The organism is Xanthomonas sp. DAR33341, assembly GCF_003992815.1.
In the GTDB taxonomy this organism is placed as follows: Bacteria; Pseudomonadota; Gammaproteobacteria; order Xanthomonadales; family Xanthomonadaceae; genus Xanthomonas; species Xanthomonas cissicola.
On record NZ_QEYV01000017.1, the window covers coordinates 1 to 15,093 of the forward strand.

The following is a 15,093-nucleotide window of genomic DNA, read 5'->3' on the forward strand; positions in this document are numbered from 1 at the left end:
CGTTGATCAACGAAAACGATACCGTCTCGGTGGATGAGTTGAAGCTGGGCGATAACGACAACCTGGCCGCGATCGTGGCTGCGCTGGTCGATGCCGACGCGTTGTTTATCGCCACCGATATCGATGGCTTGTATAGCGCCGACCCACGCAGCAACCCGTTGGCGCGCCCGCTCGACGATGTGCCCGAGCTCACCCCGGAGGTGCTGGCGATGGCCGGCGGCAGCGGTAGCAACGTGGGTACCGGAGGCATGCGCACCAAACTGGAAGCCGCTGCAAAGGCCGGCGCGGCCGGCATCGAAACCTATCTGTTCAACGGCCGAAGTGGCGAGGTGGTGCGCGCCCTGGCGCTGGACCGCCTGCGTGGCACGCGGATCCACGCCGCACGCACGCGCATCGCTGCGCGAAAATACTGGCTGCGGCACGCACCGGTGGAGGCCGGCGCGATCCTCATCGACGACGGCGCCGCAGCGGCCTTGACCGGCAAGGGCGCTTCGCTGTTGCCAGGCGGGGTGGCCGGCGCGCAGGGCGATTTCCGTCGCGGCGACATGGTGGAGATCCGTCGGCGCGATACCACGGGCGACGAACAGTGTCTGGCACGCGGCGTCAGCCAGTATTCGGCCCTGGATATCCGTCGTATCGCAGGCCGCCATTCGCGCGAGATCGAGAACGTGCTCGGCTACAGTTACGGCGAAAACGTGGTGCATCGCGATGATCTGGTGGTGTTGTAGCGGGGAATGGAGAGTCGCAAGAGCTTCGCACCGAGCGTTTCCCAGCGCCGATTCGGTCGCAGTAAAGTGATGCCGCGTGCTTTTACCATTCCCGATTCCCCACTCCCGATTCTCCAATGACCATCAAAACGCTCGCTCTGCAATGCCGTGACGCCGCGCAGGTGGTGTCGCAATTGTCTGCACAGGCCAAGCACGCCTTGCTGGACGCGATGGCTGCCGCGCTGGAAACCGATGCCGCGGCGATTCTGGCCGCCAATGCGCGCGATCTGGAGGCCGCGCGTGCCAAGGGCACCGGCAGTGCCATGCTCGATCGGCTGGCGCTGGACGACAAGCGCATGGCCGGTATCGCGGCCGCATTGCGCGAAGTGGCGCAGCTGCCCGACCCGGTGGGCCAGATCACCCGCCAAGAGGTGCGCCCCAACGGGATTCGCGTGCAGAAGGTGCGTGTGCCGCTGGGCGTGATCGCGATGATTTACGAGGCGCGGCCCAACGTCACGGCAGACGCCGCCGCGCTGTGCATCAAGGCCGGCAATGGCGTGATCTTGCGCGGTGGCTCGGAGGCGATCCATTCCAATACCGCCATTGCGCGCGCACTGCAGGGCGCCTTGCGCGAAGCCAATGTGCCGGAAGCGGCGCTGACCCTGGTCGAGGATCTGCGCCGCGAGACCATGCTGGAGCTGCTGCAGCTCAACGATATCGTCGATCTGGCGATTCCGCGCGGTGGCGAAGGCCTGATCCGGTTTGTCGCCGAGCACGCGCGCGTGCCGGTGATCAAGCACTACAAGGGTGTGTGCCATCTGTTTGTGGATGCGTCGGCGGACCTGGCGCTTGCACTACGTCTGTTGATCGATGGCAAGGCGACGCGGCCGGCCGCCTGTAATTCGCTGGAGACCTTGCTGGTGCATGCAGACATCGCCGAGCGCTTTCTCCCGCTTGCGGCGCAGGCATTGCGCGAACGCAAGGTGGAACTGCGTGGCGATGCGGCGACGCGCGCGGTGCTGCCCGAGATCGCTCCTGCCAGCGACGACGACTATGCTGCGGAATTTCTCGACCTGATCCTAGCCATCCGCGTGGTACCGGATCTGGACACGGCGCTGGCGCACATCCGCCAGTACGGCTCGGACCACACCGAAGTCATCGCCACGCAGGATGCCGACAACGCCGAGCGCTTCGTGCAGGCGCTACGCTCGGCGGTGGTGATGGTGAACGCCTCCTCGCGGTTTTCCGATGGCGGTGAACTGGGCCTGGGCGCGGAGATCGGCATCTCCACCACGCGCCTGCATTCGTATGGCCCCATGGGCCTGGAAGCGCTCACCGTGGAGCGCTTCGTGGTGCGCGGCGAAGGGCAGGTGCGGCATTAGGCAAGGCTGGGCACCTATAGCGAACACCCATCACCGGTGGCCACGCAGACGCCGCTTGCAACTGCGTCACGCTCAGACGCTGCAGAACGAGCGTTTTGATGGTCATTGGAGAATCGGGAGTGGGGAATCGGGAATGGTAAAAGCACGCGGCATCACTTTACTGCGACGGAATCGGCGCTGGGAAACGTTCGGTGCGAAGCTCTTGCGATTCTCCATTCCCGATTCTCCATTCCCCGCTACAACACCACCAGATCATCGCGCTGCCGGCACGCGGCACCGGGCTCACAGCACGCGCCGCACCTCGCCGCGTGCAAGCGTCATGTCGTGCGCCTGGGCGCCCCAGGCAATGCGGGTGCGGGTGCCGCCGACGCTGCGCACGCTGATCTGCGTCGGCACGCCGTTGCGCCATGCCATGTCCACCACGAATCCGCCGCGTGCGCACAGGCCTGCAACGCGGCCTTTCGCGGCCCAGGCCTTGGGCAGCGCGGGCAGCAGCGTGATCTGGCCAGGGCGCGAATACAGCAGCATTTCCAGCATTGCGGCCGGGGTGCCGAAGTTGGCATCGATCTGGAACACCCCGCCAAGGGTGGGATCGCCGTGCTGGCTGAGATCATAGATATCGAACAGATTCGGCGCGCTGCCGTTGCTGTGACCGATCGAGGGTTTCAGATTGGTCAGCACCAGCGCATAAGCACGCTCTGCATCGCCCAGTCTTGCCCAGCACAGCGCCCGCCATGCGCAGGCCCAGCCAAAGCTCTGCATGCCGCGCGCTTCCAACAGCTTGCGCGCTGCTTCCACCTGCGCAGGCGGCGCCAGATCCGGATGCAGGCGATGGCCGGGGAATAGACCCATCAGCGGCGACAGGTGCCGGTGATGGGCTTCACCCAGGTCCGTGGGGGACATCCATTCCTGCAATTGGCCGCTGAGCGGGCTGATTTCCGGCAGGTACAGGCGCTGCTGCAGCGTGGCGATGGTCGCGGCGTAGGCTGCGTCGCGGCCAAGCAGGGCGCTGGCCTGGCGGTATTGCCCGAACAGCGTCCACACCAGTTCCTGCGCGTAGGCGATGCCGCGCGCATTTTCCGGGCCATGCTCGGGCGACCAGTCATGGTCGTCGACCAGGCACTGTCGCGTGCGGCCATCGGCATCGGTGACCTCCATCGCGATCAAGCGCGCCTGCCAGAATTGGCAGGCGCCCTTGAGCAGCGGATAGATGCGCTTCAGGTCGTCCCGGTTCTGGGTGAACTCGTAGTGCTGCCACAGGCTGTCGCATAACCATGCGTTGCCTGCCGGGTGCCAGTACCAGCCGTTGCCGCCGAACGGATTTGTGGAAATGGCCACGGTCCAGCCGGCGATCTTGCCGGAGGTATTGCGGAAACGATTGCGCGGGTCGTTGAAGTGGGCCTGGGTGATGCGTGTCCACGAGGGCAACTGCGCCAGGCAATAGCGTGTCAGCGCATCGACGCAGGTGCCCAACCCGGAAGGATCTGCCAGCCAGTAGTTCATCTGCAGATTGACGTCGCTGTGGTAGTCGCTCATCCAGGGCGGGTCGTTGTTTTCCAGCCACAAACCCTGCAGGTTGGTGGGCAATCCATCGCGCGAGGCGGCGATGGTGAGATAGCGGCCAAATTGCAGATAGGCCGCTTCCAGTTCCGGGTCGGGGAGCGCAGGCGCCGCGGCGCGGGCCTGGATCCGCTGCCAGGTCTCCAGGCCGCGTTGCGCCTCGCTGGACGGGCCAAGCTCCACCTGCAACGTGTCGAACAGCGCACGGTGATCGGCGACATGGGTATCCAGCAACAGTGCCGCAGGCACTGAAGCAGCGGCCTGTGCGCGGGTGCGCGCCAGCGCAAGCGGGTCGCGCGTGGCATCGCGCCAGCCGCGTGCGCCATCGGCGGCGTAATCGGTGTCGCCGCACAACACGATGGTCAGGCCACTGCAGTCATGAAACTGCAGGAGGCCGTCGCCTGTTTCGAGCCTGCCATCGTCGCTGTGCACGCGCAGCGCTGCGGCATAGCGCAGGCCGTTGTCGAGCTGGCCGGCGAAGCGCAGCCCAGCGTGGCCGTCGGCGCGACCGGCCCCGGCATGCGTATCGATCAGGCGAATGCGGCCGCGGTGGCCGCCTGTGCCTTCGCAGTCCAGGCGCAACACGATGGCCGCATCCGGCTGGCTTGCGAACAGCGTCCGGGTATAACGCGTGTCGCCGATGCGATAGCGCACGCGCACGCAGCCGTTGCTCATGTCCAGTTCGCGCTGGTAATCGGACACCTGCGCATGCCCTTGCAGTTCCACGAAGAGTTTGGCCAACAGCATGAAGCTGCCGAAATCTTCCTTGGTATACGCAAACTGGCCATCGTCCTGCAGCGTCGCGTTGCTGCCGCCCGACCAGAGGCTGCCTTCGGAGACGAACAGCGTTTCGCAGCCAGGAACTCCGCCGCAGAGCGCACCGAGCCGGCCATTGCCGATCGGCAGTCCTTCGCGCAACAGCTGAGCATCGGCGGCAGGTGCCGCATAGGGCAGGCGCAGCGCATGCTCGGGCGGCAGCAACGGCGAACGGGTGGGGCGTAGTGGTGGCGTGGTCGCGTCGCCGCTGGCAGCACGGCCGAGCAACGGCAACAGCGCGGCCGCACCGAGGTGGGTGAGCAGACGACGGCGGTGCGGGTTGGCGCAGCCGTGTGAGGGGATATCGCGCATACGGGCGGTCGCTGCAATCGTCGGATCAAGCGTTGTAAAGCATCTGCCGCGCCCGCGGAAGCGTGCGATTTGCAGGTCTGCCAATGACGTTTGCTTGGCTTGGGGCTGGCTTGCGCGCACCGATCGAAGACTGGCGGGCCAGGTCTGCAACGCACGGCGCGGTCATTTCACGACAACACATACGCGCTGCCTTGGCGCCAATCCGCAGCGCGTGCTCGCCGCAGCGTGGCCGACCCGGTACCTTCGACACTCCCGCAAGCCAGTTGTCTGTGCCTACGCTGCTGCAGTTGTTCATCCTGCCCACCGTTGCTGCCGGAGTCGTCCATGCGCCGCCTTGCCACCTGCCTGCTCGCCACCGCCATCGCCGCCGCCAGCGGCAGCGCCTGGGCGCAAACCTCTCCGATGACGCCGGACATCACCGGCAAGCCGTTCGTGGCTGCCGATGCCAGCAACGACTACATCAAGCGCGAGGTGATGATTCCGATGCGCGATGGGGTCAAGCTGCACACGGTGATCGTGCTGCCGAAGGGCGCCAAGAACGCACCGATCGTGCTGACACGCACGCCCTACGACGCCAGTGGCCGCACCGAACGGCTAGCTTCGCCGCATATGAAGGACCTGCTGTCTGCCGGCGACGACGTCTTCGTGGAAGGCGGCTACATCCGCGTGTTTCAGGACGTGCGCGGCAAATACGGTTCCGAAGGCGATTACGTGATGACGCGCCCGCTGCGCGGGCCGCTCAATCCCAGCGAAGTCGACCATGCCACCGATGCCTGGGACACCATCGATTGGCTGGTGAAGAACGTCAAGGAATCCAATGGCAAGGTCGGCATGATCGGCTCGTCCTACGAAGGGTTCACCGTGGTGATGGCGCTGACCAACCCGCATCCCGCGTTGAAGGTGGCGGTGCCGGAAAGCCCGATGATCGACGGCTGGATGGGCGACGACTGGTTCAATTACGGTGCGTTCCGTCAGGTCAATTTCGATTACTTCACCGGCCAGCTCAGCAAGCGCGGCAAGGGCGCCGGCATCGCGCGTCAGGGGCACGACGATTACAGCAATTTCCTGCAGGCCGGCTCGGCCGGCGACTTCGCCAAGGCCGCAGGCCTGGAGCAGTTGCCGTGGTGGCACAAGCTCACCGAACACGCCGCCTATGACGCGTTCTGGCAGGAGCAGGCGCTCGACGAGGTGATGGCGCGTACGCCGCTGAAGGTGCCCACGATGTGGCTGCAAGGCCTGTGGGATCAGGAAGACATGTGGGGTGCGATCCACAGCTACGCGGCGATGGAGCCGCGCGACAAGCGCAATACGCTCAACTACCTGGTGATGGGCCCGTGGCGCCACAGTCAGGTGAACTACGACGGCAGTGCGTTGGGTGCGCTGAATTTCGAAGGCGATACCGCGCGCCAGTTCCGCCATGACGTGCTGCGCCCGTTCGTCGATCAGTACCTGGTCGATGGCGCACCCAAGGCAGACACGCCGCCGGTGTTCATCTACAACACCGGCGAAAACCACTGGGATCGGCTCAAGGCGTGGCCGCGCAGTTGCGACAAGGGCTGTGCGGCGACCAGCAAGCCGCTGTATCTGCAGGCCGGCGGCAAGCTGTCGTTCCAGCCGCCGGTGGCCGGGCAGGCGGGATTTGAAGAGTACGTGTCCGACCCGGCCAAGCCGGTGCCGTTCGTGCCGCGCCCGGTGGATTTTGCCGATCGCGCGATGTGGACCACCTGGCTGGTGCACGACCAGCGCTTTGTCGATGGCCGCCCGGACGTGCTGACCTTCGTTACCGAGCCGCTGACCGAGCCGCTGCAGATCGCCGGTGCGCCTGACGTGCATCTGCAGGCCTCCACCAGCGGGAGCGACAGCGATTGGGTGGTGAAGCTGATCGATGTGTATCCGGAGGAGATGGCGTCGAACCCGAAGATGGGCGGCTATGAGTTGCCGGTGTCGCTGGCGATCTTCCGCGGCCGCTACCGCGAGAGCTTCAGCACGCCCAAACCCCTGACGTCCAATCAGCCGCTGGCATTCCAGTTCGGCTTGCCGACCGCCAACCACACCTTCCAGCCGGGCCATCGGGTGATGGTGCAGGTGCAGTCCAGCCTGTTCCCGCTGTACGACCGCAATCCGCAGACCTACGTGCCCAATATCTTCTTCGCCAAGCCTGGCGATTATCAGAAGGCCACGCAGCGGGTGTACGTGTCCCCCGAGCAGCCCAGCTACATCAGTCTGCCGGTACGTTGAGCGCGCGGGCACCGCGTGCCGGCGGCGCCCACGCATCTTCCAGCAACTGCGGGCGGCAGACCACCCAGGCGGCGGCCAGTTGCACCAGCAGGCAGATGACCAGGAACACGAACGGGGAAGTCCAGCCGCCGCTGTGCGCGTGCAGCCAGCCGAACAGGAATGGCCCCAGGCAGCTCACCGCATAGCCCACGCCCTGCGAGAAACCGGACAGTGCGGCCGAACCGGCCGCCGTGCGGCTGCGCTGATTCACCAACACCAACGCCAGCGGAAACGTGCTCGGCCCCAGTCCAAGCAAAGTCACCCACAGGACCGGTGCGGCCAGCGGCGCCCACCACAGCCCGGCGAACGCGACAAGGTGACAGGCTGCGCATAGCAGCACGATGGGAAACGGGTTACGCATGCGCACCGCCAGCGCCGGCATGGTCAGCGCGCCGACCATGCCCAATGCCGCGAACAACGCCACCATGGTGCCGCCGAACGCAGGCGATGCGCCGGCTTCGCGCAGTAGCGTCGGCAGCCAGGTGAACATGGAATAGGTGACCAGCGAGGTCATGCCGAAGGTCACCGCCATGCTCCAACCCAGCGCAGTACGCGCGACGCGGCCTTCGGCCTCGGGCGTTGGGGTCACCGGTGCCGGGCCGGTGGCGCGGATACGCCGGTGGTTGGCGTGCACAAGTGCCCACGCCGCCGATGCCAGCAGAGCCGGCAGCACCCACACCACGATCGAACTGCGCCAACCCAGCGCATCTGCCACCGGCACTGCCAGCAGCGCCGGCAGCAGCGTGCCGACCTGCAGCACGGTGATGTACAGCGTGCTGACACGGCCCACGCGGTCGCCGAAGTAGCGCTTCACCAGCGGCGGCAGCACCACGTTGCCCATACCCATGCCGGCCAACGCCACCAGCGAGCCGACCAGCAACCCGGCGGTGCCCGGCAGCAGCGGGCGCAGGACCAACCCAAGCGTGGCCAGCGCCATCGACAACAGGGCCGCGCGCAGCAAGCCGAAACGGCGCAGCAACGCGGGCGTCGCCACGCCAGTGAGTGCGAAGGCTGCGGTCGGCAACATGCCGAGCGCACCCATGGTGGGCGCGCCGAAGGCGTACTCGTCGGCGATGCGTTCCAGCAGCGGCGTCAGCGACGTCACTGCGGTACGCAGGTTGAATGCGGACAGCAAGATCGCGGACAGTACCAGGCCGCGGCCACGCAACTGGGCGGACGAAGAAGACGCGGCAGTGACAACGGACATGACAGACCATCCGCGTCGCGCACGTGCGTGCAACGACGCCTGAAAACACAAAACCGGCACGAGGCCGGTTTTGTGTTTTGAAACTGGTCGGGGAGACAGGATTCGAACCTGCGACCTCTACGTCCCGAACGTAGCGCTCTACCAGACTGAGCTACACCCCGAAGGAGCCGCGTATGTTACATAGGGAATGGGGAATCGGCAAGCATCTGATGAAATTATTTTACTGAGACGGTTCGCCACGCTCGGGCTCGCGTGCTTCGAACCACATGCCGTTGAGCACCGCGGCCAATGCCGCCAGGCCGGTGCCGAGTATCCATGCGAAATACCACATTGGTGTGCTCCTCGAATCGTTGAAAAAGATGGGCGCGCGCGGTGCGTCAACGGCAGCGCAGGCATTGCGATCGCTGCCGCGGCGCTCAGTACGCGTTGGGATTGGCCGTGACCGCATCGTCGGTGACCTTGCCCTTGAGCACGCGATATACCCAGCTGGTGTACGCCAGCACGATCGGCATGAACACGGCAGTGGCCAGCAACATGATCCACAACGTCAGACGGCTGCTGGATGCATCCCACAAGGTCAGGCTCATGCTTGGCGCCGTGGAGGAGGGCAGCAGGAACGGAAACAACGCAAAGCCCACTGTGAACACGATGCCGACGATGGCGCTGCCGGAGGCGATGAAGGCCAGGCCACCGCGGCGCACGCGTAACAACACCGCGCTCATCGCAAGCCCGGCCAGGCCCACCAGCGGCGCCATCAACGTGGCCGGCATGCTGCTGTAGTTGTGCAACCAGCCGCCCGCGGCGGTGAGCGCAGCGGTCTTGCCGAGCGGGTTGGTGGCCGCGTCGGTCGCCAGCAACGAGGTCACCGCATAGCCGGGCAGACCCAGCGCCACCCATGCGCCGCCCGCTGCAAACAGTGCCAGCGCACACAGCGCAGCGCTGCTGCCGAACCGCGCCGCGCGCGCGGCCACCGGGCCATCGGTCTTGAGCACCAGCATCGCGGCGCCATGCGCCAGCAGCATCGCCACGCTGAGCAAGCCGGCGAGCAACGCGAACGGCGTCAGCAGCCCCAACAGGTTGCCGCTGTAGAACGTGCGCATGCTGTCGTCGAAATGGAACGGCACCCCCAGCAGCACATTGCCGACCGCCACGCCCATGATCAGTGCCGGAATGAAACCGCCGACGAACAACGCCCAGTCCCAATTGCTGCGCCAGCGTGCACTGGCCAGCTTGCCGCGGAATTTGAAACCGACCGGGCGCAGGATCAGCGCGAACAGGATCAGGAACATCGCCAGATAAAACCCGGAGAAACTCACTGCATACAACGGCGGGAACGCGGCAAAGATCGCGCCGCCGCCCAGGATCAACCACACCTGGTTGCCTTCCCAGACCGGGCCGACGGTATTGATCACCAGCCGGCGTTCGGCATCGTTGTTGGCGACGAACGGCAGCAGCGCGCCCACGCCAAGATCGAAGCCGCCCATCACCGCGTAACCGGACAGCAGCACGCCGAGCAGCAGCCACCAGATCACGCGCAAGGTTGTGTAATCGAGCAATACGAAATCCATGATGTTTCTCCTTCGCTTACGGTGCGCTGCCGGCCACGGCACCGGGACTCAGCGGTGCGTGACGCGACGGGGCATGGTCTTGCAGGGCGGCGGGCGATGCGTTGGGCAGCATCGGCGGGAACAGCACATCCGGGCCCTTGTTGATGGTCTTCAGCGACAACTTGATCGCGATCACCAGTAGCGTGGTGTACAGCGCGGTGAAGCCCACCAGCGTCAGCACGATCTCGTACAGATCCAGCCCGGAAGCGGCGTAGAACGTGGGCAGCACGCCTTCCACCGCCCACGGCTGGCGGCCGTATTCGGCAACGAACCAACCGCATTCGATCGCGATCCAGGGCAGCGGCAACGTCCACAGGGCCAAGGTCAGGAACCAGCGTTTTTCCTGGAAGTTGTGCTTGCAGGCAAGCCAGAAGGCGACAGCGAAAAACGCGATGAGATACATGCCGATGGCGGCCATGATGCGGAAGGTCCAGAACAGCGGCAGCACGCGCGGCACGGTGTCCATCGCGGCCTGGGCAATCTGCTCCGGCGTTGCATTGCCGATATCGTCGCGGTAGCGCTTGAGCAGCAGGCCGTGGCCCAGGTCCTGCCAATGCGCATCGAAAACCTTGCGCGCTTGGGCATCGTTCCTGTCGGCGCGGATGCGTTGCAGTGCGCCGTAGGCGATTTGACCGCCGCGGATGCGGTGTTCGGCACGGCCCACCAATTCGAGAATGCCTGGAATTGGCTCGTCCAGCGAACGCGTGGCGATCAATCCCATCAGGTACGGAATCTTGATGGCGTAATCGTTGCGATGGGTGGTCTGGTTCGGAATGCCGAACGCGGTGAAGTCGGCCGGCGCAGCTTCGGTTTCCCACATCGCTTCGATGGCGGCCAGTTTCATCTTCTGGTGTTCACTGGCGGCGTAGCCGCTCTCGTCGCCCAGCACCACCACCGACAGCGACGACAGCAGACCGAACGCTGCGGCCACCGCAAACGAACGCCGCGCCATTTCAATATGCTTGCCGCGCAATAGATAAAACGCACTGATCGACATCACGAACACCGCGCCCAGCACGTAGCCCGCGCTGACGGTATGCACGAACTTGGCCTGCGCCACCGGGTTGAACAGCACCGCCACGAAATCCACCACTTCCATGCGCATGGTGTCCGGGTTGAATACCGCGCCGGCCGGATTCTGCATCCAGCCGTTGGCGATCAGGATCCATAACGCGGAGAAGTTGCTGCCCAGCGCCACCAGCCAGGTGGTGACCAGGTGCTGCACCTTGCTCAGGCGATTCCAGCCAAGAAAGAACAGGCCCAAAAAGGTGGCTTCCAGAAAGAACGCCATCAGTCCCTCGATCGCCAGCGGGGCACCGAAGATGTCGCCCACGTAATGGCTGTAGTACGACCAGTTCATGCCGAACTCGAACTCCATCACGATGCCGGTGCCGACACCCATGGCGAAGTTGATGCCGAACAGCACACCCCAGAACATGGTCATGCGCCGCCAGATCTGCTTGCCGGTCATGACGTAGACGCTTTCCATGATGCCCAGCAGGAACGACAGACCCATGGTGAGCGGCGGAAAGATGAAGTGGTACATCGCGGTGACTGCGAACTGCAGCCGCGACAATTCGACAACTGTCGAGTCGATCATGGCGGGTGGGCCTGGTTGAGGGTCGGTAAGGAATGTGGCGATCATCTGCCGCGATCGCGCCGGCCGCGTTGATCCAAATCAATGCGGCCCTGGACAGGTGCGTCACACTGTCTATCCCCCGACCGGGAGGCGGCGACTTACAATCGCGTGCAATGCGCAGTCTTCAGAAGAGCGACGTGAGCCAGCCCAGCGTGCAAGCCAGCGAAACGCCCGCCCGGCGCCGTCAACGCGGCCACTGGCTGGATGCGCTTGCCGCATCTGCCACGCGTGCGCGGCGGCTTGCCGGGGTTGCGGTGGCGTTGTCGGGTGTGTTGCTGCTCGTGCAATCGGCTGCGATCGCCTGGCTGGTACAGGCGGTGCTGGTGCAGCACCTGGCGTTGGCGCAATTGCGCAACGTGGGCGCGGGCTTGCTGCTGGCGCTGATCGGGCGCGCGCTACTCAACGCCTGGGCGCAATCGCTGACCGGTGAAGTGGCCGACGTGGCCAAACGCGAACTGCGCGCGCGCATTGCCAGACGCCTGGTGCAGCACGGACCGCTATGGTTGCGCCGGCAGCGCAGCGGCGAACTGGGCGAATTGAGCCTGGCGCATACCGATGCACTGGAAGGCTATTTCGTCGGCTACCAGCTCGCGCGCATCGAAATGTTGCTGGTGCCGCCGCTGATCCTGATCGCGGTGTTTCCGGTCGATTGGGTGGTCGGGCTGGTGTTGCTGCTTACCGCGCCGCTGATTCCGTTCTTCATGATGCTGGTGGGGTGGGGCGCCGAGGCCGCAGGGCGCGAACAACTCGGCGAGTTGGCGCGCATGGGTGGGCATTTTGCCGATCGCCTCAAGGGCCTGGGATTGCTGCGCGTGTATGGCCGCGGCCAGGCTGAGTTGCAGGGCATTGCCGCCGCTGCCGAGGGCGTGCGCGAGCGCTCGCTGAAAGTGTTGCGCATCGCATTCCTGTCGTCGACCGTGCTGGAATTTTTTGCCTCCGTCAGCGTGGCGATCGTGGCGCTGTACTTCGGTTTGAGTTATTTGGGCATGCTCCATCTGCACGGTATGCCGTCGCTGGGCGCGGGCATGTTCTGCCTTTTGCTGGCGCCGGAATTCTTCGCGCCCCTGCGGCGCTTGGCCGCGCATTACCATGACCGCGCAAACGCCTTGGCTGCAGTGGCCGAGGCCGAGCGGTTGCTGCAGGGTTTCCAGCCGGCTGCTGTTGCAGACACCGGTGCGCCACCCGCACGTGCCCTGGAGCCGGCACACGCGCATGCGCCCTTGTTGCAGGCACGTGGATTGGCGCTGCGTCCTGCCGGCGCGCCGCAGGTGGTGGTCAAGGAGTTTGCGTTGACGCTGGAGCCCGGGCAGCGTGTTGCAGTGATCGGTGCCAGCGGCAGCGGCAAGAGCACGCTGTTGGAAGGACTCGCTGGTTGGCTTGCACCCGAGGCGGGCAGCGTGGCCGTGCGCCCGGGTGCGCGCATTGGATATGCCACGCAGCGGCCCTACCTGTTTCACGGCAGCATCGCCGACAACCTGCGCCTGGCCGACCCGCAGGCCAACGATGCGCGCCTGCACGCGGTCGCCGAGGCGGCGCAAGTGCTGCGCTTTGCCGCGCACTTGCCGGCCGGCCTGGACACGGTGATCGGCGAGCGTGGCTTGGGTTTGTCCGGTGGCGAAGCCCGCCGGGTGGCGTTGGCGCGGTTGTTGTTGCGCGAGCCGGATGTGTTGCTGCTGGACGAACCCACCGCCTTTCTCGACCCGGACACCGAAGCGGACTTGCTGCGTACGCTGGGCATCTTTGCGCGCGGCCGTGCGGTCGTTCTGGCGACGCACAGCGCTGCGGTGATGCGTTGGGCCGACACGGTGATCGATCTGCGCGGCGCGACGGTCACGCTGGAGGCACCATGAGCCGCGCCCAGCCTGATCGTGTGCGCGATGTGTTTGGTCGGCATGCCTGGCGCCTGCTGTTGTCGGCAGTGCTGGTGCTGGTCACCATGCTTGCCGGTGTCGGCCTGCTGGGCTTGTCCGGCAGCTTCCTAACCGCCGCTGCGCTGGCGGGCGTTGCCGGTATGGGGACCGGCTTCAATTTCTTCTCGCCGTCGGCCGGCATTCGCGCCTTGACCTTCGCGCGTATCGTGTCGCGCTACGGCGAAAAGTTGATCGGGCACGATGCCACCCTGCGCATCGCCCGCGATCTGCGGGTGTGGTTTTTCCGCCGCGCCTTGCCGCTGGCACCCGGGCGATTGTCGGCCACCCGTACCGGCGATCTGCTGGCGCGGCTGATGTCCGACATCGGCGAGGTCGACGGCCTCAGCGTGCGCGCATTGGCACCGCTGGCCGCGTTGCTCGGCATCTGGCTAGGCGGTGTCGTCGCCGCTGCACTGATCTATCTTCCCGCTGCATGCTTGTTGTTGGTGCTCGGCGTGCTGATCGGTGGGCTGGTGCCGTGGCAGGTGGCACGCGGCGGCGCGCAGCGCGAGCAGTTGCGTGCGCAGCAGCGCACCACCTTGCGCACGCAGGCGTTCGAAGGCCTGGAGGGCGCGGCCGACCTTGCTGCGGTCCATGCGCAGGGCGCCTGGCTGCAGCGCAGCGACGCCGCCGCTGCCGCCGTCACCGGCGGCGATCGCATCCAGCGCAGACGGCTGATCACCGGCAACCTGCTGCATGCGCTCTGCGGCGGGCTGGGGCTGGCCGGCATGCTGTGGCTGGCACTTGGTGCGGCCGAACGCGGGCTGATCGCCGCCGAGCTTGCTGCGGGGTTGGTGTTTTTGACCATGGCGTTGCTGGAAGTCTGGGCCGGTGCCGGGCTGGCGTTGCAGGCGCTGCAAAGCGCACGCGTTGCCGCCGGGCGCCTGCAGGCCATCGTCGATCAAGCGCCATCGGTGAGCGATCCGGCGCACGCGATCGACGTGCCGCGCACCGGCACGCTGCAATTGCAGCAGGTGTCGTTTGCCTGGCCCGGTAGCGTGCGCCCGGTGCTGCATGCGCTCGATCTGACCCTGGCGCCGGGCGAGCGCATCGCCATCAGCGGCGACAGCGGCAGCGGTAAAAGCACATTGTCGGCGTTGTTGCTGCGGCTGTGGGATCCGCAGGCCGGGCAGCTGCGCTACGCCGGCATCGACCTGCGTCACGTCGCACAGGCGCAATGGCAGCAGCGTATCGCCTGGCTGCCCCAGAACGCGCCGGTGTTTGCCGGCAGCGTGCGCGACAACCTGCTCATCGGCGACGCGACTGCCGACGATGCCGCGTTGTGGCAGGTGCTCGAGCAGGTGCGCCTGGGCGCGTGGGCCAGCGCGAACGACGGCCTGGACACCTGGGTCGGTGAAAACGGCGCCACGCTGTCTGCCGGCCAGGCGCGCCGGCTCGCCCTCGCGCGGGCACTGCTGCGCGATGCCCCGATCCTATTGCTCGACGAACCCACCGATGGTCTGGACGTGGATACCGCCGACGCGCTGCTGCGCGACCTGGCCGCCGCACTCGGCGAACGCTCGCTGGCGATGATCACCCACGACGCGCTACCGCCCGGTGTCGTGCAACGGCATTACCGGATGCGTGAGGGAACGCTGGAGCTGCTCGATCAGAACGCGTAGTCAATCGCTGCGGTCCTCGAACGTGGTCACGGGATGCGCGTTGATCACCTGACC

General features: G+C 65.8%; 10 protein-coding genes and 1 tRNA gene. 5 read left to right on the top strand and 6 right to left on the bottom strand.

Annotation, left to right across the window (positions count from 1 at the left end):
- On the top strand, positions 1-728 hold a 728-nt coding region (gene proB / locus EO156_RS05025; protein ID WP_126936736.1), incomplete at its 5' end, for a glutamate 5-kinase.
- Positions 729-844: 116 nt separating this feature from the next.
- Entirely contained in the window at positions 845-2,089 is a 1,245-nt protein-coding gene (locus tag EO156_RS05030; RefSeq protein WP_005913127.1) for a glutamate-5-semialdehyde dehydrogenase, read from the top strand.
- A 282-nt stretch (positions 2,090-2,371) separates the two neighbouring features.
- Here EO156_RS05030 and EO156_RS05035 read toward each other — a convergent pair whose 3' ends face one another.
- Positions 2,372-4,777 carry a glycoside hydrolase N-terminal domain-containing protein gene (locus EO156_RS05035; RefSeq protein WP_016850022.1) on the bottom strand — a complete coding sequence of 802 codons (2,406 nt, stop codon included), beginning with the start codon at positions 4,775-4,777 and terminating at the stop codon, positions 2,372-2,374.
- Between the two features lie 324 nt (positions 4,778-5,101).
- Here EO156_RS05035 and EO156_RS05040 point away from each other — a divergent pair, with 324 nt between their 5' ends.
- Entirely contained in the window at positions 5,102-7,015 is a 1,914-nt protein-coding gene (locus EO156_RS05040) for a CocE/NonD family hydrolase (RefSeq protein WP_026007008.1), read from the top strand.
- On the opposite strand, the gene EO156_RS05045 is transcribed toward EO156_RS05040, so the two are convergent.
- The 5 genes from EO156_RS05045 to EO156_RS05065 form a co-directional block, all read right to left on the bottom strand.
- Entirely contained in the window at positions 6,996-8,222 is a 1,227-nt protein-coding gene (locus tag EO156_RS05045; RefSeq protein WP_016850023.1) for an MFS transporter, read from the bottom strand. The two genes, EO156_RS05040 and EO156_RS05045, sit on opposite strands and share 20 nt — an antisense overlap.
- Before the next feature lie 123 nt (positions 8,223-8,345).
- Positions 8,346-8,422 (bottom strand) — tRNA-Pro (locus tag EO156_RS05050).
- Positions 8,423-8,481: 59 nt separating this feature from the next.
- Positions 8,482-8,592: a cytochrome bd-I oxidase subunit CydX gene (gene cydX, locus EO156_RS05055; protein WP_005922536.1), complete on the bottom strand. Its 111-nt coding sequence runs from the start codon at positions 8,590-8,592 to the stop codon at positions 8,482-8,484.
- 85 nt (positions 8,593-8,677) lie between these two features.
- Complete coding sequence (gene cydB / locus EO156_RS05060) at positions 8,678-9,829, bottom strand: cytochrome d ubiquinol oxidase subunit II (protein WP_029829068.1); 1,152 nt, start codon at positions 9,827-9,829, stop codon at positions 8,678-8,680.
- A 16-nt stretch (positions 9,830-9,845) separates the two neighbouring features.
- Positions 9,846-11,468, bottom strand: coding sequence for a cytochrome ubiquinol oxidase subunit I (locus tag EO156_RS05065; RefSeq protein ID WP_003486983.1), 1,623 nt, complete (start codon positions 11,466-11,468; stop codon positions 9,846-9,848).
- 152 nt (positions 11,469-11,620) lie between these two features.
- Between EO156_RS05065 and cydD the strand changes: the two genes are divergently transcribed.
- Both cydD and cydC read left to right on the top strand, forming a co-directional pair.
- Entirely contained in the window at positions 11,621-13,357 is a 1,737-nt protein-coding gene (cydD, locus tag EO156_RS05070; protein WP_016850524.1) for a thiol reductant ABC exporter subunit CydD, read from the top strand.
- On the top strand, positions 13,354-15,039 hold the full coding sequence (gene cydC / locus EO156_RS05075) for a thiol reductant ABC exporter subunit CydC (RefSeq protein WP_029829066.1): 1,686 nt from the start codon (positions 13,354-13,356) through the stop codon (positions 15,037-15,039). The genes cydD and cydC overlap by 4 nt, the downstream gene beginning before the upstream one ends.
- Positions 15,040-15,093 lie beyond the last annotated feature (54 nt).